Source organism: Pseudomonas sp. ESBL9 (assembly GCF_036668715.1).
Lineage (GTDB): Bacteria > Pseudomonadota > Gammaproteobacteria > Pseudomonadales > Pseudomonadaceae > Aquipseudomonas > Aquipseudomonas lundensis.
Genome location: NZ_JAZEVV010000001.1, coordinates 486,757 through 505,472 on the forward strand (window position 1 = coordinate 486,757; position 18,716 = coordinate 505,472).

At 51.9% G+C, this 18,716-nt stretch carries 25 protein-coding genes; 8 read left to right on the top strand and 17 right to left on the bottom strand.

Annotated elements, in window-relative coordinates; all coding sequences use genetic code 11:
* Positions 1-142: 142 nt before the first annotated feature.
* From V6F78_RS02060 to tssD (V6F78_RS02115), 12 genes are all read right to left on the bottom strand, one after another.
* The gene (locus V6F78_RS02060; protein WP_332726532.1) at positions 143-484 is read right to left on the bottom strand and encodes a hypothetical protein; all 342 of its coding nucleotides are present in this window, start codon (positions 482-484) and stop codon (positions 143-145) included.
* Positions 485-851: 367 nt separating this feature from the next.
* Positions 852-2,306, bottom strand: a complete 1,455-nt coding sequence (locus V6F78_RS02065; RefSeq protein WP_332726533.1) for a DEAD/DEAH box helicase family protein — start codon at positions 2,304-2,306, stop codon at positions 852-854.
* A complete protein-coding gene (locus V6F78_RS02070; RefSeq protein ID WP_332726534.1) occupies positions 2,296-2,541 on the bottom strand; it encodes a hypothetical protein in 246 nt (81 codons plus the stop codon). The genes V6F78_RS02065 and V6F78_RS02070 overlap by 11 nt, the downstream gene beginning before the upstream one ends.
* A 104-nt stretch (positions 2,542-2,645) precedes the next feature.
* Positions 2,646-2,927: a hypothetical protein gene (locus tag V6F78_RS02075; RefSeq protein WP_332726535.1), complete on the bottom strand. Its 282-nt coding sequence runs from the start codon at positions 2,925-2,927 to the stop codon at positions 2,646-2,648.
* Positions 2,924-3,355, bottom strand: coding sequence for a hypothetical protein (locus tag V6F78_RS02080; protein ID WP_332726536.1), 432 nt, complete (start codon positions 3,353-3,355; stop codon positions 2,924-2,926). The genes V6F78_RS02075 and V6F78_RS02080 overlap by 4 nt, the downstream gene beginning before the upstream one ends.
* An 18-nt stretch (positions 3,356-3,373) precedes the next feature.
* Complete coding sequence (locus tag V6F78_RS02085; RefSeq protein WP_332726537.1) at positions 3,374-3,643, bottom strand: hypothetical protein; 270 nt, start codon at positions 3,641-3,643, stop codon at positions 3,374-3,376.
* Between the two features lie 489 nt (positions 3,644-4,132).
* Positions 4,133-5,089: a tyrosine-type recombinase/integrase gene (locus V6F78_RS02090; protein ID WP_332726538.1), complete on the bottom strand. Its 957-nt coding sequence runs from the start codon at positions 5,087-5,089 to the stop codon at positions 4,133-4,135.
* 220 nt (positions 5,090-5,309) lie between these two features.
* A complete protein-coding gene (locus V6F78_RS02095) occupies positions 5,310-6,218 on the bottom strand; it encodes a tyrosine-type recombinase/integrase (protein ID WP_332726539.1) in 909 nt (302 codons plus the stop codon).
* A 210-nt stretch (positions 6,219-6,428) separates the two neighbouring features.
* A complete protein-coding gene (locus tag V6F78_RS02100) occupies positions 6,429-6,830 on the bottom strand; it encodes a hypothetical protein (protein WP_047291287.1) in 402 nt (133 codons plus the stop codon).
* Entirely contained in the window at positions 6,808-8,097 is a 1,290-nt protein-coding gene (locus V6F78_RS02105; RefSeq protein ID WP_332726541.1) for a polymorphic toxin type 44 domain-containing protein, read from the bottom strand. The genes V6F78_RS02100 and V6F78_RS02105 overlap by 23 nt, the downstream gene beginning before the upstream one ends.
* On the bottom strand, positions 8,090-8,485 hold the full coding sequence (gene tssD / locus V6F78_RS02110; RefSeq protein WP_332726542.1) for a type VI secretion system tube protein TssD: 396 nt from the start codon (positions 8,483-8,485) through the stop codon (positions 8,090-8,092). The genes V6F78_RS02105 and tssD (V6F78_RS02110) overlap by 8 nt, the downstream gene beginning before the upstream one ends.
* A complete protein-coding gene (tssD, locus tag V6F78_RS02115) occupies positions 8,382-8,594 on the bottom strand; it encodes a type VI secretion system tube protein TssD (protein WP_262377813.1) in 213 nt (70 codons plus the stop codon). Before tssD (V6F78_RS02115) ends, tssD (V6F78_RS02110) begins: the two co-directional genes overlap by 104 nt.
* 501 nt (positions 8,595-9,095) lie before the next feature.
* Here tssD (V6F78_RS02115) and V6F78_RS02120 point away from each other — a divergent pair.
* From V6F78_RS02120 to V6F78_RS02135, 4 genes are all read left to right on the top strand, one after another.
* Positions 9,096-9,224 (top strand): hypothetical protein, encoded by a 129-nt coding sequence (locus V6F78_RS02120; protein ID WP_262374183.1) that lies wholly within the window; start codon positions 9,096-9,098, stop codon positions 9,222-9,224.
* A 50-nt stretch (positions 9,225-9,274) separates the two neighbouring features.
* The gene (locus V6F78_RS02125) at positions 9,275-9,847 is read left to right on the top strand and encodes a cytochrome P450 (RefSeq protein WP_420912157.1); all 573 of its coding nucleotides are present in this window, start codon (positions 9,275-9,277) and stop codon (positions 9,845-9,847) included.
* The gene (locus V6F78_RS02130) at positions 9,847-10,191 is read left to right on the top strand and encodes an antibiotic biosynthesis monooxygenase family protein (protein ID WP_332726543.1); all 345 of its coding nucleotides are present in this window, start codon (positions 9,847-9,849) and stop codon (positions 10,189-10,191) included. The genes V6F78_RS02125 and V6F78_RS02130 overlap by 1 nt, the downstream gene beginning before the upstream one ends.
* A 146-nt stretch (positions 10,192-10,337) precedes the next feature.
* Positions 10,338-10,835, top strand: a complete 498-nt coding sequence (locus V6F78_RS02135; RefSeq protein ID WP_047277267.1) for an anti-virulence regulator CigR family protein — start codon at positions 10,338-10,340, stop codon at positions 10,833-10,835.
* A 54-nt stretch (positions 10,836-10,889) separates the two neighbouring features.
* Here the strand turns inward: V6F78_RS02135 and pcp are convergent, their stop codons facing one another.
* The 3 genes from pcp to V6F78_RS02150 are packed head-to-tail and all read right to left on the bottom strand — an operon-like array spanning position 10,890 to position 13,223.
* The gene (pcp, locus tag V6F78_RS02140; protein ID WP_169859067.1) at positions 10,890-11,537 is read right to left on the bottom strand and encodes a pyroglutamyl-peptidase I; all 648 of its coding nucleotides are present in this window, start codon (positions 11,535-11,537) and stop codon (positions 10,890-10,892) included.
* 7 nt (positions 11,538-11,544) lie between these two features.
* Positions 11,545-12,495 carry a DUF979 domain-containing protein gene (locus V6F78_RS02145; protein WP_047291296.1) on the bottom strand — a complete coding sequence of 317 codons (951 nt, stop codon included), beginning with the start codon at positions 12,493-12,495 and terminating at the stop codon, positions 11,545-11,547.
* A complete protein-coding gene (locus tag V6F78_RS02150) occupies positions 12,492-13,223 on the bottom strand; it encodes a DUF969 domain-containing protein (protein ID WP_047274939.1) in 732 nt (243 codons plus the stop codon). Before V6F78_RS02150 ends, V6F78_RS02145 begins: the two co-directional genes overlap by 4 nt.
* 311 nt (positions 13,224-13,534) lie before the next feature.
* Here V6F78_RS02150 and V6F78_RS02155 point away from each other — a divergent pair, with 311 nt between their 5' ends.
* Complete coding sequence (locus tag V6F78_RS02155) at positions 13,535-14,461, top strand: LysR family transcriptional regulator (protein WP_070415107.1); 927 nt, start codon at positions 13,535-13,537, stop codon at positions 14,459-14,461.
* Positions 14,462-14,788: 327 nt separating this feature from the next.
* Here the strand turns inward: V6F78_RS02155 and V6F78_RS02160 are convergent, their stop codons facing one another.
* Positions 14,789-15,988 (bottom strand): methionine gamma-lyase, encoded by a 1,200-nt coding sequence (locus V6F78_RS02160; RefSeq protein WP_047291300.1) that lies wholly within the window; start codon positions 15,986-15,988, stop codon positions 14,789-14,791.
* 124 nt (positions 15,989-16,112) lie between these two features.
* Here V6F78_RS02160 and V6F78_RS02165 point away from each other — a divergent pair, with 124 nt between their 5' ends.
* Entirely contained in the window at positions 16,113-16,583 is a 471-nt protein-coding gene (locus V6F78_RS02165; RefSeq protein ID WP_047274935.1) for an Lrp/AsnC family transcriptional regulator, read from the top strand.
* Positions 16,584-16,589: 6 nt separating this feature from the next.
* Here V6F78_RS02165 and V6F78_RS02170 read toward each other — a convergent pair whose 3' ends face one another.
* Positions 16,590-17,042 carry a hypothetical protein gene (locus tag V6F78_RS02170; RefSeq protein WP_052959342.1) on the bottom strand — a complete coding sequence of 151 codons (453 nt, stop codon included), beginning with the start codon at positions 17,040-17,042 and terminating at the stop codon, positions 16,590-16,592.
* Positions 17,043-17,382: 340 nt separating this feature from the next.
* On the opposite strand from V6F78_RS02170, the gene V6F78_RS02175 reads away from it, so the two are divergent.
* Together V6F78_RS02175 and V6F78_RS02180 are read left to right on the top strand one after the other, a co-directional pair.
* A complete protein-coding gene (locus V6F78_RS02175) occupies positions 17,383-18,024 on the top strand; it encodes a glycoside hydrolase family 19 protein (RefSeq protein ID WP_262380819.1) in 642 nt (213 codons plus the stop codon).
* Between the two features lie 98 nt (positions 18,025-18,122).
* Complete coding sequence (locus V6F78_RS02180) at positions 18,123-18,656, top strand: DUF3087 family protein (RefSeq protein ID WP_047291304.1); 534 nt, start codon at positions 18,123-18,125, stop codon at positions 18,654-18,656.
* The last annotated feature ends 60 nt before the right edge of the window (positions 18,657-18,716 follow it).

Consider the following 18,716-nt stretch of genomic DNA (forward strand, 5'->3'; position numbering starts at 1 on the left):
GGTAACGCATTGAGCACCCGAGAAGGGCATCTAGGAATCCCCTAGAAAATAACCTGCTATAGCTACGTGTGAAATTCCCATATCAATGTGGTGGGTAGTGCTTAGAGTCAATACGCTCCTTCTCATTAACTAAATAATTATCCTAAACAACACTCATCCTTCGTACATCTGTAGCCCATTCCTCAGCTACCTTGGCTTCTATAGCTATGTGACGCTCTACATCTAGCTTGCGAGGTCTGCCAACAGGTCTGATAGCCCCAGTTAGCTTTAGCATTTCCTTAACGGCTGATACATTCCCGTTAACTAATTCTTGTTTTAGAATCTCCACTGACTTATCAAACCAATACAAGCGGTGCTCATCCTTCCAGCCTAACGACTCTGCTTGAGAGTCAAGTGATGTAAGGCTAATGCCTAGCTTGTCTGCTAGATTTGAATGTGAGAATGATTCGATGTAGCTTTTCTTATGACTGTCTATAGTTTTCATATGTGCTCTTGATTTGTTAGATTGGTAGTAATGGACTTTCAGTAGGAGTCACTGCGTGACAGCAGAAGCAAGAGCGCGCCACGTAGTGGCCTACGCATTAAAGAAAGATCAAGAGCGATTAGCTGGTAAGCAGTTCCGCCTTTGATTCTCTCTTTGAATGCGTGCTCTTTGTCAGCTATGCTGACGTTGCTTTTGCTTTTAAATACTTGTTGCTTAGGTCTGGTAGAAATAAACTAAAAGTATTTAATAGGACTATCTATCCTTAGAGGTATCTAAGAAGTAATGGTCTTAGTATTGTATAAATTGTGCACTTTCTCTTAAGGAGTCATTAAGGAAAAGTGCACAAAATATCTGATGACGCTGCACATTATGCTACTTTTTTAAGTCTTGCAGTCCAGCGTCTCACCTGATGGTAAGGAACATTAAGTCTCTCGGCGATTGCTTGTCGATCCACTCCTTCAATCTGAAACATCATAATCACCTCTGCTTGAAGAAGGGCTTTGTCTTTCTTCTTCTCTGATTGCTCCTTCTCCCAAGGAGTCATGCTTAATTCAGTGTTGATAGTAGCTAAGCGGCCTAGCTTGCTTTGAAGGTACACAGCCATGTCCATACTCTGAACAAATAATGTGACTGGCTCTGTGCTGCTTCTGTCTCTTAGTGAAGTCCTGGCTACAGCTTGTAGGGTGCTTTCATAGAAGCGCTCAAACTCAATTGCCTTTCGTACTTCAGCAACAGGAACACCTAACATCTCACCTAGAGTGTGAAAGCTTAATCCATCATCAGGGCTTACGTTTCCATGCTGAAGGCATATAGCAATGTGTCTATCTTGATAGCCATTTATGCCCCTGCTATCAATAGGTAGCTTGGTGATGTTGTCATTGAAATTATGGTTCATCCACTGGTGTGCAAAGGCTAGACCTTTCTCGTCACCAACCATAGCGGTGATACAGCGCAACCAATCAGCTAACTGTACACCATCATCCCAAGTGTCAGCAGGCTTACCATTACGTTGCATCATGCTTTGTGTTTTAGAGTACTTGCCAGTAAGGAAAGGGTGTAGCTCAACCCGCTTACCATAACCATCGAACTCAGGGGTGAAAAGAGAAGGCTCAAATCCCCATCCTTGATACTTGGCATGGATACCCAGAAGGGTATCACGCACATTGTTAGCTAGGATGTGGACGCTGTTAGCGTACGAGAAGGCAGGTAGGAAATCTTTATAGCGCACAATGCGTACAAGACGCTTGCCTTTAGTGTTCTGAGCTTCCACCTCAACACTACATTTAGGTGTTAGCATAGCTTTCAGTACGTCTAGGGCTGACTCACTGAGAGCACTACTGTCCTTGGCTTTAATCATATTCTCAACAAGGGCAATACTCTCAGGCTTAATCTCTGCTTTCTTTTCAGGGGTAACGGTAAGGTAGTTACCAATACTCCCAAGATAGCTGATGCAGTCGAACTGATGGCTCTTGCAGTCAGAAACACTAGGCACCTCATCTACAACAAGCTCCCAGCCCGCTAGGAGGCGAGCATCTATACGTCTTAGGGCTTCATGGGTGAGCATAATCAAAGGCTGTGAGCGAGCTGCTAGGGCCCTCTCTACGCTTACTGTGACATGATCTGTAGTGTCTGAAGTAATAACTGTGGGAGAGAAGCCTACTTTTAGCTTGATGTCTAAAGCTAGCTCTTTAATAAGCGCGTTAGTAGGCATTGCATACACAATGTGACTGTCAAGGATTAGCTCGGGGAGGGATTGAATAAACTTTGTAGACTTGCCACTACCGGGGAGCGCCTCGGCAATAAATAGTGTCTTAGAATTCATATTGTCCTTTGTGGTATTTTTTATAAGTGTCAATATCTTCGCTATTGTAGTGGGAGATGTAATAAGCCTGTTGAATGGTTAGGCGGTTTTCTATAGCTAGCTTGAGGAGGCTTTGATTATTGTCTTTGGCTGCTATCAGTAGTTTAGCTACTCTGCGCCTAACGGCAGTCGGTTGTAGGAATGGAGTGGTAGGGTTGATATCCGGTATCAACACAAAGTCTTCTTGCGATACCATGTGGGTTCCTTGTTAGGTAAGTATGATTAGTGTTGCGATTTTTAATAGTATGGAGTAGGTTGTGTATAATATTGCGGCTGTAATAAGCCAGCTTAAAGCTGTGTTCATTTAGATTCTTTTGGTTTGTTGGTGGTCTTAAGGTCATCTATAATTTTATGTAGGGCAAATGCTGATGTGAATGAGCCACTTAAACTACTTGATGCTGATTGGTTGAGGCACACATAGGTGCCGCGAGGCTCCATCTGGTACTCAACACCCTTGTAGGTTTTGACTTCTCCTACAAGCTTAGAGTTCTTGCTATCAATCCACTCGGCAGTTGCCGCCAATGCAGCCTTACGTTTCTCAATGTACTGGCGCTCACCTTCAGACATAAAGTGCATGTTCATTCTGTTACTCCAAAACGTTTGTAGATGTCAGCTCTAATAGCTTTCATGGTTTCTGTTTGATGCTTGCCAGTAGCATGGGTGCCACTAACAACACTATGTTTAATCCCTTGCAGATTGCCGTTAGTGTCGTAGTTGAGATTGCTAGGCTTAACTGTGATGAGTCCATTACGGGCTTGCTCAACAGCAGCTTGTGCATTGATGCTCTCGCGCACTAGAGGATCGTTCTGATACAGGTGGGAGATTGCTTGTTCTTTAGCTAGCTTCATCATTGCGTAAGCATCAGAAGCGCTGTCAAGGCCACGTAAGGGCTTTGTGGGTGAGTCAGAGTATTGCCATCCAGACTGTTGGGCAATGTGCATTACTTCCTCAAGGCTACGGCCTGTTGCATTAGCCAAGTCTTGCAGGTCATTACGATTTAGTACTTTCATTTTTATTATCCTTAGTGGTTATGGTTTGATGATGCGATATTGATAAGGGGAAGAGTGTTTTTCTCCAGACTTACGGCGCTCAATTAGCGCAATGCTAACTAGGTATTTCAGAATAGTGTCAACTGAGCGGCTAGGCAGTGTGGTGGCTTTAGAGAAGTCATTGCGAGAGATAGTAGCCCAACCCTCGACCTTGGCGTTACCTTGGATCATAAGGTAGATTAGCTTTCGAGAGAGCGTGTTGAGTTTGTTGTGTTGCAGGGTGATAATATCATCTAGTGTAATTGTCATTTTGTTTCCTTGGGTTGTTGGTTTGTGTGACAGTTAGGTTCCTGCCGTATTAGTCCCCTGTTGTCAGTGCTTAATATTTTCACAATAAAATCCTGTTCTCTTATACATCCCATTAGGCTTTATAAGAGAAAGGTGTCTTGTGTTTATTTAAGTAATGAAGTAGGGGGGGGGCTATGCGTTTAGGTTGAAGGTTTAAGTGAGTAGAGAAATATCTCTTATACTAGTAATATCTATTTTTTAAGGAAAAGGCTTTTATTTAAATGAAAATAAAGTAGGGATAGAGAAATGTCTCTAGTGGTATATATTTGTTTTAAAAACTTTCGGAGACAAAGCAAATTAAACTAATTTAATAAGGTTAGTTGTGTTGTAGCAACCCCTCTCATATAATGGCTGTAAGGCTCTACAGGCTCGCACAAGGGATCATGCCCTATTGTGGTGTAGGTTGGGGAGGCTTTGATATTGGTTCCTCCCCAGCAAGCTCACAAAGGGTTAGTCAATTAGATGTAGTACATCCTTGACGCTAAGGTGGGAGTACCTAGCCACTGACCTAGTGTCTCTGTGTCCTGAGACAATCATTATCTGAGCGTTATTGAATCCCTTCTTTGCTACATTGGTAATACGGGTGTGCCTTAATTGGTGGAGCTTAACGGTGCTATCAAGGCCTGCTTTGTTTCTTGCCAGCCTGACGGCCTGTGAGACGCTATGAGGTGTCACAACGAACAGTCTGCCTCTGTGTGCTCTCTCTGCCACTGACAACCTCTGAGCCTCTCTCAATAGCTCTATGGCCCTTATGGTAAGGGGCACAGATCTAGTCCCGTTCTTACCGTCTATTACATCTGCAATACGATCATCTAGGTGGAGACATTGAGTAGTGAGCTTAAGTATTTCTGAGCGTCTCATAGCTGTCTCATAGGCAAGCTCCACTATCAGAGCCATAGTGGGTGAGAGTTCATTGAGTAGTAGTCTCAGCTCGCAAGCACTGACGACCTTGTCACTCGACTTGTCTGGTTTGGGCAGAGCTATATCACTTACGGGATTATGTATATCAATAAGCAGGCCACGTTTAGCGAACCTGAAGAAACGAGACATGAACGCTAGCTGTATACGACAGGTAGCAGACTTGACCGTTTGTAGACGCTTCAGCTTGAAGTCATTGACTAGCTGAGGGGTGATGTCATGAATTGATTGAGGGAAGGCAGTAAAGAGCTGCTCAACGATCTTTAGCGCATGGTCATAGCTACCCTTACCCTTGAGCATGGTTTCGCAATAAGTCATGCCCAAGGTGTACAGCGTATGGGATTGGTGCGTCTTGGTGACAGCCTCTAGCTGGTCAGCCCACGCTTGAGCGAGTACTTGAGTGGGGAATGTTTTAGATTGTGGAGCTTGTCCCTTCAGTCTCACCTGAGCGTTCCAGTTCCCTGAAGGTAGTGAACGAATGTTAGCCATGCTTGACGCCTCATAATGTGAATGGGCGTTCTCTTAAGACCTTATGCCGTGTGGCCTAGCGCTTAGCATGGTGGCTCTTGACATGGTGGGGGTCGTTGGTTCGAGTCCAATCGCGCCTACCAAACAAAATCCGCTCTGCTGGGCGGTCTAGAAGGGCTCACCGAAAGGTGGGCCTTTTTTGTTGTCTGCGATTTGCAAAACTTTTGCAAAACCCCCCACCTCAGAACGCCAAATCAGCTCCCACCTCTATGTACTCGATACCTTTCTCAATATGCCCATCCTGATAGTGTTTGGTCATCTTCGCGTCCGCGTGACCCATCAGCGCCTGGATGTATTCCTGCGGGAAGTTCTGCTGCTCATATAGCCAAGCACCCAAAGCGCGGATTTCGTGAAAGGTGGGTCGTTCGGTGGCCGGAATATGGTCATACGCATGCGCCGCGTCCCGGGCCTTGCTGAACTCGTTGCTCAGATAATTCGGGGTGACTGAGGTCCAGTGATCCTTGGCGGCTATCTGCTCGCGCTTTCGCGCCTTGGGCCGGTAATGGATCAGATAGGGCGAAGCCACAGGAGAGCGCAAGCATTCGCTCACTACCTCTCGCAGGGTTTTGCCCATTTTGATCTGCAAGTGGATCGGGTTGTCATAACCCTGGGTCTTGCCGGGCGAAACCTTGATTGTGTTGTTTTCAAGGTCCACCGAAGACTTGAGCCACGAAACGATATCGTCACGCCGCTGCAGGCTCGCCAGCGCCAAGCGGATGGCCCGTTTCAACCAGATCGGCGTGGTATCGGCGTCCACAATTGTCATCAGGCCCGCCAGTGTGTGACGTTGGCGCTTCTTCTCGGCTTCCTTTTTGATCAGCGTCAGCTCGGCCACGTTGCGCTCAGCCAAACCCTTGGCCACGGCGAAGGCAAAAATCTGAATCAACAACCCGCGATGCTTGGTGTAAGCGTTGTTGCTAAATCCGTCCAGGTACTCCGCGACGGTAAGCACGTCGAGTTGGCCGATCAGTTGATCCCCCAAGTCCTGCCGGTAGCGCTCAAGCTTGAACTGGATCTCTACAAGAGTGCGGGCGGCATACCCACGATCTTTCAACCATTCGGCCTCAAAGCGCTCGACCAGATTGCGCATTGTGGGCAGGCGATCTCGCCTAAATGAGTGTCCGGTTTCATTAGACCACTACACATCAACTTAACCGGTGACTACCTGTGGCGCAGCCGTACCAAGGTCGGTGAGGGGAAGTTCAGGCCATTACGAGCGCTGCCACCCGCTTAACGTGCTTTAAATTCCGTTTTCTGAAGCGACCCCAGAAAGAGGGATGGACTGAGGGGGGCGATACGCTTAGCCCCGGAAAGGCTCATCACATTGCTTCAACCGATCTAAATCGTCAAAAGAGGTTTTTGCGGTGTCGATTCTGCCTGTTTCATCAAGGTAAATTTCTATCTTTTTCCCCCATTTTGGCGTGATGTTTATGCATCTATGAGGCCCCTTCTTAGTCCACCAATCGAACATCATGAAAAAAACCTTATCGGGGAAAATATGACCCGTATCGGCTGTCCCTTGGCCGGGGAGCATGGCTCCTTTGTCGATACGGTGCTCGGTGTTCCAGATATAGCGAAACTCATCCTTTCCATTCTTGGAATAATAGACAGCTACTCTTGGCAACGTCATATACCAAAATACAAATAATGCGAGTGGAATTAGGATCGCAACTTTTCCTTTACTTATATGTTTTACAGTCATGGGCATCAGTGCCAGTCCCCCAATCCTCTGGTTTAATGGCTAGAACTTTTTCCATAATCATCTGGGCGGTGATTCCCCCGTTAGGATGCTCGGCGAATAGTTCGAGCCCGATATTGATTGATATTCGGTCTGGGTCGTCGTCGTAAGCCCTCATCCCATCGACACCTTCGGTCGCATCCGGCCACTGGCGTTCCTCCCAATCTTTTATCTTACGGATGGATTCGGATGCAATCTGTTCAACGCCCGCGCCATCGGATAGGACGCTTTCTGAAAGGCCTCCTGCGCGCCCTACATAGCCATAGTGGATGTTCGACCAAATATCATAGAAATAATTGTAGTCTCCTTGTTTGTGCCAAACACCTCCAATGACCTTTGGGATTTTCTTCTTGTGATCCCAGTCCATCCCCTGGCCCACTTTTGCAGCCCAAAGTGTCATTGCCACCGCAGCATTCGCGGCACCAATAACTTGAGGGCTGGACGCACCCGATTGGGCATACCAAGGCAGCGCCATAAACTTGCGGGTCTCTTCCGCTACGTCGTAGCTAAGCAATTCTTTCATTTTCGAGACTGACGAGTGATGGATGTTGCGATTCATCTCATCAGCGATGTAGCTGGCCAGCTCTTCCATCATGTCTGGATGAGTGCAGACGACAGGCTCCGTTTTTTCTGGTGGAGTGGTCTGGCTCATCAGGCCAGTTAATCCTTGGGGCGTGATATCACAGATGGATTCCCTGACGTACGAACCTTGAAGGGCGGGAGGTATAAGGGGGGAGGCTAGCTTAGCTAAATGGCTAATCATCACTCGTGCTGCGTCCCCTTTGGAGGTGTTGGTATACGTGCCAGTAGACGCCATGGTGGCAGCTGGTTTCACGTCAGGAGGCGCGGAATTTCCGTCCGGTGAGCGATCACTCCCAGTCGCTACCAGCGACTCAAAGAACAAAGCCAGTTTTCCGCCTGTTGCCCTGCGCATTGGCGTATAGGGGCGTTCGTAATCTCTACCTTGCATGCGCCCGTTTTTTGCGTAAAAAAAAGTTTTTGCTCGTAATCCTTCGTACTCAGCCTGTAATTGCTGCATTCCTTCCCAGGCACTGAGGTTGCCTTCATGCATATTTTTGATGATGCCATTGGCTAATGTCGCGATGTGAAAACCAAACCGGCTTTTTTTCAAATGGTCGAAGCCGTGTTTTCGGCCTAGCGAAGAGTCGTAGGAAGCTAGATTAGACGCCGTTTTAATGGCGTCATGAATAGTGCAAGACGCTTCATTCATTAGAGGATTCCCAAGAGCTGTAGGCTGATGTTCCGGCCGCTATGTGCTCCCAAATAATGTCTCTGTAACGTATAGTCACGTGTTCTTGTGGGTCTGCATCATTCATATAAACAGCGTGAGGACTTTGTGCGTTGATATGCGCGATACGCGCCCCTTTGAGTCGAATGGAGTAATACTTCTCCTGCCCACCGGACGAACTGGTGCGGTAAAGGTGTAGTGTACAGTCCAGCTCTTCCCCGCTATCCCAAGCGCTGGCTAACAATGGGGAAGATTTATCAATATTCTTAGTAATCGATAGCGGCATGTGTTGGCCACGTCCGCCCGCCCGCGCTGCTGCCGTTACTGTTGGTGGCCAAATCGTGCTCATAAGCCAACACCATAATTGCATCTTTATGAGCTGTCTGACTCTTATTACCAATTGACTCTTGACCAGAACAACCGGCGGAAATAAGTCCTTGCTTATTTCCGGTAATGCTTATGTAACTGACGCTAGCCATTATGTTCTTCCTTTGATAATCAGGGGGACATGTTATTTCATGTTTTTTCCGCTGACCTATCTAGTAAAAGTGAGTATTTGTAACAAGGTAATCTGCTGTTCAGGGGGGGGACGCCGGACCCCCCGATTTTTCCGGAGAGTCCCCAACCCAGCAACGGCGAGGTCTGTCGGAAAACCAGTGATTTCCGGCTCTGCTGAACCAAACGCGAAAACGGCCCCTTTTCATGAGTAAAACGTGTACGTAAAACTATATCGGGTAGACAGAGCAGCCGGAAATCTATCTCCAGGCGTTTCCGACGGAATTTTCTGGGTGGGGCGGCATACACCCCCTCCTAGGCGTCCGCCTAAGGCGGTCTAACTTAGGTTTGGATGCCAGCGCCTGGACTCTCAGCTCCACAGGTGGCACGCGAGCGCGCAGGCCGTCGCAGACGGCAAACAGAAAGTACGGCTTACATTGGTTTTTGGTTCCACTGCTCCCCAAACCCCAAGTAGGAAACCGACGATGGCCACGCACTTTGATCCCTACCCTGACGACGATGAAGCCGAACAGGCGCCATGCGGCATTTGGCTCGGGGAAGCCAGCAACGGCACCAGTAACTGGGTGCAGCCCATCGCGGGGCGATCCGGCTAAGCGAGATATTCACCACGCTGCTTGGCAGTGGCGAGCTAAAAAGCCGCTTCTTGAGCGATATCTTGAACCGGTGCGAAGCCGCTGCCTGGGGAGATCACGATGCGTTGATCGCCAACCTTATTGGCCTGTTGTCACAGGCCTGCGAGGCCACCGCTGGCTTGATCGGCAATACCCTCATAGCGCTTCAGCGGGAACCTCACCTGATTGAAGGCGTGCAGCCTACGCCGATGATTGTTGCGGACTTGGTGGCCGAGGTAGCGCGCTACGACTCGCCCGTGCAAAACACTCGGCGATTCGTGGCGATGCGTTGCACTGTCGGCGGCAGGGTGCTGGAAGAGGGGGATACTGTGCTGGTGCTGCTCGCTTCAGCCAACAGGGATCCTGACGTCAATCCGGACCCCGACAGCTTCTTGCTCAGACGGACGCAGCGACGCACCTTCAGCTTTGGGGCCGCAAGGCATGAATGCCCGGGTCGGGCACTTGCATTGACGATCGCCTGCGAGGCGATTTTGGTCTGGCTGCATAGTCATCCTGTCCCGTTTGCCCGTCTGCTGCGGTGGGACTATTTGCCCTCCCACAATGGCCGCATCCCCACGTTTTATCCTGATGAGGAAACCCGCTAATGATCGCTGTTATTTTTGAAGCATGGCCTCATGAGGTGCAATACCAGCGGTATCTTGACCTTGCCGCTGAACTCAAACCCGTGCTGGCAGAGCTGGATGGCTTTATCTCGGTAGAGCGTTTTCAAAGCCTGAGTGAGCCCGGCAAGGTGCTCTCACTGTCCTTTTGGCGTGACGAGGACGCTATCACACGGTGGCGCGGTCTTGAGCTGCACCGGGCGGCACAATTGGCGGGGCGCAGGCAGGTTTTCGATGACTATCACCTGCGCATTGCCCACGTGGTTCGCGACTATAGTCTTGAGGATCGCCTTCAGGTACCGAGCGATAGCAAACACGCTCATGAGTGAACGGTCGGCGGCAACTGAACGTCAGGCGCGTTCGACCGAAGAGAGTCGACGCGGCGTGGGTGAACGAGAAACGCTTCGGCGTATGAGCCAGGAATCAGCTACTTTCAACAATACCCAGAGGTGCTCCCTTAATTGAGAGGACGGTCATGTTCACATTACGTGTGTTGGCGGCTACGGCCATGTGTTGCTCCCTGGCCTTGACTTCGTTGCCTGTATCCAGCGATCCCGGTAACGGCAAAGGGCCTGATAAAGGTCATGCACAAGGAGGCAAAGGGCAGGGTAATAAGGCGGATCAGGGCCACAAAAATCAGGACTCTAAAGGGAATCAGGGTAATAAAGGCAAGGGCCAACAGGAGGGGGAGTGGGGCCGTTCGCCTCATATCGACAGGGACAGTGTTTTAGGGATTCTGGCAGGCCATCGCAATGACTGGCAGCCTGGCCCGTCACTTCCGCCCGGGATCCAAAAAAACCTCGCGCGGGGAAAACCGCTGCCTCCGGGGATTGCGAAAAAGCTGGACGGCAGGTTGTTAACTCAATTGCCCCACTACGAGGGGTATGAATGGCAACAAGCCGGAGCTGACTTGATCTTGGTTTCGATCGCCAGTGGTCTGATTTATGAAGTGCTTAATGGGGCATTCGATTGAGGTTTCAAGCGGTTTCGAAATGGGCCACCGCGCGAGGGCTTGCCTGCGCAGCCGTCAGCTCACCTGACCCCCTGAATCGGGGACGTCTACCCAGGTCTCAAGCGCTGTAATGATTGCCACACGCAACCCCTGGACCTGTGTTTCAAGGCTCATGGAAGCCACTGGCTGAGGCGCCAGCGCTACCTGCTGCGGGAGATACGGCACGTGGATGAATCCGCTGCGTATGCCAGTACCTGCCAGGGCGTGTTGCAAGCAATAGAACACCTGATTGCAGACGAAGGTTCCGGCCGTCTGGGACACTGACGCCGGAATGCCCTCAGCCCTTAACGCCCTCACCATGGCCTTGATCGGCAATGTACTGAAGTAGGCTGCCGGGCCTTCCATGACCACTGGGGTGTCGATGGGCTGGTCGCCCAGGTTGTCGGGAATGCGCGCATCGTTGAGATTGATTGCCACGCGCTCGATGGCAATATCGGTGCGTCCTGGCCCTAGTCCTACGGCAATGACCAGGTCTGGCCGCACGGTCTCCAACAGCTCGCGCAAACGGGCCGGGGCTTGGGAAAACACGCACGGCAACTGCCGCGAAACAATCCGGGTGTCTTCCTTTATCAGGCGTTGATCGAGCGCTTTCACGGCTTCCCATGAGGGGTTGAGCGTGTCTTGATCGAACGGTTCGAAACCTGTCAGCAACACAGTACGCATGGGTACCTCACATCAGCAGATAGAGCAGGACAATATTGACCAGCAGCATCATCAGTGCCGTCGGCATTTGCGCTTTGATCACCGCGTATTTGTCCGGAATCTCCAACAGGGCCACCGGCACGATATTGAAGTTGGCCGCCATCGGCGTCATCAGTGTTCCGCAGTACCCCGAGAACATGCCAATGGCGGCCATGACGGCCGGGTTGGCATCGTAAATACCCACCAGCACTGGAACACCCACGCCACCGGTCATCACCGGGAACGCCGCAAACCCGTTGCCCATGATCACGGTAAACAACGCCATGCCCAGCACATACACCATCACCGCGATCAGGCGGTAGTCCATGTTGATGTAGGACGTTGCGACGTGCGCCACGGCTGTACCCACTCCCGCATCGTTAAACAGCAGGCCGAGCATGGCCAGCATTTGCGGCAGCACCATGGTCCAGCCCAGTGCCTCGGTCAGACGGCGTGATTCGCGCAGGCTTTGCAGGGGCGTATCGCGAGTCAGCAGGCAGGCCAGAATCAAGGCCACAATACAGCCCAGTCCCAAGGACACGAACGTGGTGTTTTTGGGGTCCAGCAGCGGCACGCCAGCAATTTGCGTGTGTTTGAGCAGCATGGAGCCGATAACCGTGACCAGAGGAATCGACAGGGCAGGGATGAACAGCTTGTGTCCCAGTCGCCCGGCGCTGGCGCGTGCTGCCTTGACGTGTAATTCGGCATGCGTTCCGCGGCCTACGCCGCCCACACCTGCGATCACTGCCATGACCAGTACGCCTACGCCTACAGCGAACGGCGGCAAGCGGTCGCCTACCAGGAAAACGATGGCAAACAGTGCCCAGAACAGGCTGCTGCTCCAGCGTTTTGGATGGGTCTTGTCGCAGGCGATCATAGCGGCGGTGACCATTAACAACACGCCAGCCAGCCAGTAGAAGTACTCAATGGAGATGATCATTGTGCAGCCTCCCGCGAGCCAGGCGTGATGGACGATTGCGGCGAGGTCAGTTGGCGCGTCAGCTGCAAGTCGAAGCGATACAGGCGCAGGGCATGCACGATAAAGGCGCAGATAGCCGTGGGAATTCCCCAGAATGCGATGTGTAAAGGTTCTACATCGAGACCCGAGCCCAGTAAAAAGGTATGCATCAAGGCGATTGCGCCAAAGGCTACGAATACATCTTCGCCAAAGAACAAACCGACATTGTCGGTGGCCGCGCACATGGCCAGCACCTTATGACGCAGTGCTTCGGGCAACTTACCGAACTTATTTTCAGCCGCGCCCTCGGCCATGGGGGCCAACAAAGGGCGCACCATCTGCGGGTGGCCACCCAGGCTGGTCAAGCCCACCGCCGCGGTGGTCTCCCGCACGAACAGATACATGATCAGCAGGCGACCGACCGTGGCCCGTTGAAACTTGGCGATCCAGTTCTGCGCATGCAAACGCAAGCCATGGCGCTCCAGCAAACCGATCACTGCGAGGGGCAGCAGCAGGATCAGTTGCAAGGCGCGGGTTTGCAGAAACCCTTCGCCCATCAACGTGATGATGTGCTCCAGGGAGAAGCTGGCTGCAAGGCCGGTCACGATCGCGGCCAAACTCACGACCAGTAGAGGATTGAAGCGCAGCACGAAGCCCACGACGATGACGAATACGCCCAATAAGGGCCATAGGTTGACGACGGTTTGCATGGGGAGTGAATCCCTTGGCTGGATGCCGCAACGCCAGGGCAGGCTGGGGTGCGCGCAAGGCGAAAGCGGTCGGGCTCACTTTCGCAAAATTGATTCGCTGCCGGACTCAGCGTGTTTTTTTATTGTTGGCGCCCGATGATAGAGCGTCATTGAGCGATATCTTTGGGCGCTTTATTCACTGCGTCCAGTCAAAAAAAGTTGTCACCGCCGAACAAAAAAGTTTGGTTAACGGCTTGCCTGGTCGGGCTGGCTTGGGATTGTTGCAAGGGTTTACAGTGGCAGCCTTGTTTGGTGTGGACGGGCAACCCTGCATGAATATGCGATTCCTTTTGACCTTTGTGTGGGTGGCACGGCTCGGCAGCTTTCGACTGACTGCCGAAAAGCTATCCAGTACACAAGCGGCGATCTCCAGCCGTATCTCGGTGCTGGAAGCTGAACTCGGCGTGCAGTTGTTTCAACGTGACTCACGGGGGGTCAGCCTGACCCGTGAGGGGCACAACGTGCTGAGCTATGCGCAGGAGATGCTGGCGACCCAGCAGCGCTTGCTCCAGTCACTGGGCCAGGCCGACACGTTTTCAGGCCGCTTGCGCATTGGGGTCATGGACACCGTGATTCACAGCTGGTTAAGCGAGCTGATTAACGCCCTGAGCCGGGAATACCCGCAGGTTGAAGTCGAGCTGACTGCCGATACGGCCCTCAACCTGAATGAGCAGTTACTCAAGGGGCAGTTGGACCTGATTTTCCAGACAGACTTATTACGGGCCGACGGTGTGCGTAACAGACACTTGGCGTGCTATCCGTTGCGGTGGGTGGTGGCCAGTGGAACCCCGCTTGATCGCCCGTATGAAGGGCTTGCAGCGCTTTGCCAAGAGCGGATCCTGACCTTTTCGCGGCTGTCCCGGCCGCATCAGGACGTGCTCAATTACCTGCATCAGCAAGGCGTGAGCGCGCCACGCATCAGTTGCATCAATTCGGTGGCGGCCATTATCAAGCTGGTGGCTGACGGGTTTGGCATTGGCGTCCTGCCGCCAGTGCTGGTCAGCCGCGAATTGAGTAATGGCAGTCTGGTTGAATTGCCGATGGGTGCTGGGCCCGGCTTTTCGGTCTATGCCAGTTGGCGCGTCGGGGCTGGCCTTGAACTCAATGAAGCGGTTGTCAGCCTTGCCCAAGAGGTGGTGGCCGACTACCAACGTGCCGTTGCTCCGGGCCATCTGGTATTGCCCAAGGCCCTCGATTAGTACAGCTCATCATCTGATCCGTATTTTTATGAATCAACTGCGCCTGTATTGCAGCTCACAATCGGCAGAAAATTGCAGCCAGTCAGATCGCTCAAGCAGGCATCGAACCTTAAACGGTGCAGGGATGCCGTCCGTTGATGCTCACGTTCTGGTTTTCGACACACTTACGGTAGGAACTGATATGGCTAAGATGGGTTGGTTTTTGGGCGGATTTCTGCTGTTGACCATTGGGATCGGCATCCTTGCCACCATTCCGCCGGGTTGATCCCCCTTTACATTAAAAGGCCGCTGCGAAACCAGCGGCCTTTTCTGTTTGCGCAAGGGTATTCAGGCGCTGTGCGTGAGGGCTTGTTCAACATCAGCCAGCAGATCCTCCACGTCTTCCAGGCCAATCGCCAAACGCACCAGCCCCTCACTAATGTCGTGTCGAGCACGCTCCTCCCTCGTGTAAGCCGAATGGGTCATGCTTGCAGGGTGTTGCGCCAAAGATTCTGCACCGCCCAGGCTGACAGCCCGGCTGATCAGTTGCAGAGCGTTCATGAAATGCCGGCCGGCTTCCAGGCCTCCCTTTAGCTCGAAAGCAATCATCCCGCCAGGTTGGCGCATTTGGGATTTGGCCAACTCATAGTGTGCGAAAGAGGGTAGTCCTGGATAAGACACTGACTTCACGGCCGGGTGATTCTCCAAATACTGGGCAATTACCTGAGCACTGCTGCAATGGCGATCCATGCGTAAAGCCAAGGTCTTGAGCCCGCGCATGAGCAGGTATGCATCGTGGGGCGACAACACGGCCCCCGTGAGGTCCTTCAAGCCCTGCAAGCGAATGCGCGAGGCCAGCGCTTGTGAGGTGACTACAATGCCGGCCGTGATATCGCTGTGCCCACTCAGGTATTTCGTGGCCGAGTGTATGACCACATCGGCGCCTGACTCCAACGGTCGCTGCAAGTAAGGGGTGCAGTAGGTGTTGTCGATCACCACCGTGATGTCAGGATGGGCGTGGGCAACGCGCGCAACAGCTGCAATATCGACGAGTTGCATGTTGGGGTTGGCCGGGGTTTCAAAGTAGATCATGCGCGTGGCGGGGGAGATCGCGGCTTCAAGTGCTTGCATGTCGGTCATGTCGACATGTTTGACCTTGATGCCGAACTCCCCGATGCCGTGATGCAGCAGGGCAAAGGTGCAGCCATACAAGGTGCGGCTTACGATCAGTTCATCCCCCGGGCGCAGTAGCGTCCAGAAGGTCGTGGCAATAGCGCCCATGCCAGAACTGAAGGCAATACCGGCTTCGCCGTTTTCCAGTGTCGCCATGCGTGATTCGAGCAGCGCGAGGGTGGGATTGGAAATGCGTGTATAAAAATGCCCGCCTTCTTCTCCGGCGAAACACGCTGCGCCGTATTCAGCAGTCGGAAAAGCAAACGTGGACGTCAGGTAAATGGGAGGAATCAGGGCACCCTGATTCTCTAGGGCGTTGTAGCCGTGATGGATCGCGCGGGTAGAAAAGCCGAACTCATTTTTTTTGTCGTTCATGCTGGACGCTCCGATATTTCCTACAATGCTATGCTCAAATCCGAAGCGATAAATACCAATTCCAAGGGTTAAATCGAGTGCTATTGGAATAAATACCCTCCACATCGAGATCAAGAGGCACAGTATGCTCAACGCTCTGGATAGAACCGATAAAGCCTTGCTGGCTGCATTGCAAAACAATGCGCGATTAACGGTGGCCGAACTCGCGGAGCAGGTGTCGTTGACCACCTCGCCTTGTTGGCGGCGGGTCAAAATCCTTGAACAACAGGGCCTGATTACGGGTTATCAGGCGATCATCTCGCCCAAGCAACTGGGGTACGGCGTCACGGCCTTTGTCAGTGTCATGATGGCTTCGCATTCTCAGGAAACAGCCAGAAAGTTCGAGCAGTGCTTACTGGATATTCCTGAGATCGTGGCCTGTCATAACATTTCGGGTCGTTATGATTTCTTGCTTGAAGTGGTGGCTAAAGACCTTGAATCTTTTGGTGAGTTTGCGCGTGAAGTTCTGCAAGCTTTACCGGCGGTCAAAGAGATCTATTCAAGTTTTTCATTCAAGTCGGTCAAGCCGCTTCGCAAGATGCCCCTGGGACTTTAACGACCGCTACCCAATAAAAAAGTCGACCGTGTAGCTGTAGGGCCTGGAGGGGTTGTGGTGGGTGATTTGTGAGCGGCAGGGGAAGTCTGGATGCTCGGCACATGCACTGTGATGTGTCCAATAGAATGTAACCTTGGGCGCGCGATGATTGAGTCTTTTCTCATAGGCATATAAGAAGCTACTTTCAAACGTAATGATCTTGTTGTCAAACGTGTAGGACGCGCGAGATTCAAAGATTGATTTTTTAACGTCGTAGTCAATTAAAATGTCACCTCGCAGCTTGGGTGTGGTCACGAACTGGAGTTTGTCGACACGCACTTCGAGGTTATTGTCCGATAGCTCTGGAGGGAAAGCGCCCTGTAACGCCGTATGGTGTGCCGCGAGCAAGTCCAGTCGGTAGCCCGTCTTATTGATAAAACGCATATTTATATACATGTTGTCGCCAGGATGGCTGGTCATGCAATGATCTCCTGTAAGGACGGTCGGCAGTTAATCTGCGTGTTTAAGCCTGAGTATGGTGTGTGTTTTATACGTGCTGGGCAGGATTTACAGGAGGAAATACTTACATTGCTGTAAGGCCACTGCGGATGAGGATCTGCAGGCAGGTTAGGTTAAAAGGGTTGGGGTGGGTGAACAGTGTCGGTCAACTTTCAATTGTAAGTAGGAAGCGTCTTTTTGCTTCATGAGCGGGTGCGCACCTACAAAGAGAGTGCTTAGCTTTTAATTTTATTAATGGTAAGAGCGCACTATGTTGACACGAGAGTTAATGACGGGATTATTTCCAAAAAGTTCACGATTTATGAACGACTACCTTCCTTCCTTACAACAAGTGGCGGAGCAGCGGCAGATCACGACCCCGCGTCGAATAGCGGCGTTTTTGTCCCAGGTGGGGCATGAGTGCGCAGGTTTTACAGTGTTGGTCGAGAACCTTAATTACAGTGCGGGTGGTTTGGCCGCGACGTGGGGTTCACGATTTGCCGAAAAAAATGCGGCTGGCGCCTACATAACAGTCACGGAGGGGGGGCGTTCACGACGAGTTCCCAACAGTGATGCGCAGAAGTTGCACCGCAAACCCGAGGCCATTGCCAATCGGGTGTACAGCAATCGTCTGGGTAACGGGGATGAAGCCTCAGGAGACGGTTGGCGTTACCGCGGCCGGGGGCTGATTCAGATGACGGGCAAGAGTAACTATCAACAATGCAGCCTGGGCCTGTTCGGGGACGAACGTTTATTGATCACGCCTCAATTGCTTGAACAGTGGCGCTGGGCAGTTGAGTCGGCAGGCTGGTATTGGAGTTCCCGTAACCTCAATGTGTTGGCAGATGGCGATGATTTTGAGCGTGTGACACGGGCGATCAATGGAGGACTTAACGGCCATGCCCAGCGCGTAGCGCTATATGAACAAGCCCTCAGCCTGATGAGCCAGGCATCCGATGGTTGACCGGCGTTATTAATGGGAGTTAACCCTCGGCTCAGTCGGTTTAGATGGCATAATGCGCGCCTGTTTTTTTCCAGCCACGCAGGGGTATTTAAACCGTGATGTTTGAACTGAAGCCGATGAGTCCTGAGGCTTATCGTCAACAAACCCGGCGCAGCACGCTTTACATCGCTTTACTGTTTGCTTCGCTGGCGCTGGTGATTTCTGGCCTGGCAGTGATGCTGGCAGGCGTGCAGGGCGGGGATAACTTCCGGTTGAATCTAGGCGGGGTGATCGCGGCATTGATCGTCACAGTTGGGCTGGTGCGCTACGTGTTCTGGTCCCAGCCCTGGATGGCGGCTGCGGTGTATGGGTGGCAACTCAAACGCAACCTGATGCGTGTCACAAATGTCATGCATTACGTGACGGCGGGTGTCATGGCCGGGGATGTCAGCGCGCTCAAGCTGTTGCGTTTTTATCACCTGGGCATCACCCAGATGTATCAGCTGGATGCTAACTCCAGTGCGTTGAGCCAGATGGTGCGCGAGATCGACCTGCACAAGGCGCGGCTTGAAGCGTTGGGCATCGACACTGAGCAAACGCGATTGGACCCTGCGTGGATCGAGAAGGTTAAAACGTTCACACCGTCGAAATAAACCGTTAAGGCCGGCCAAGCCATGGGGGCGCGCAGTGCGTACCTGTAGCCCGGCCAGCTA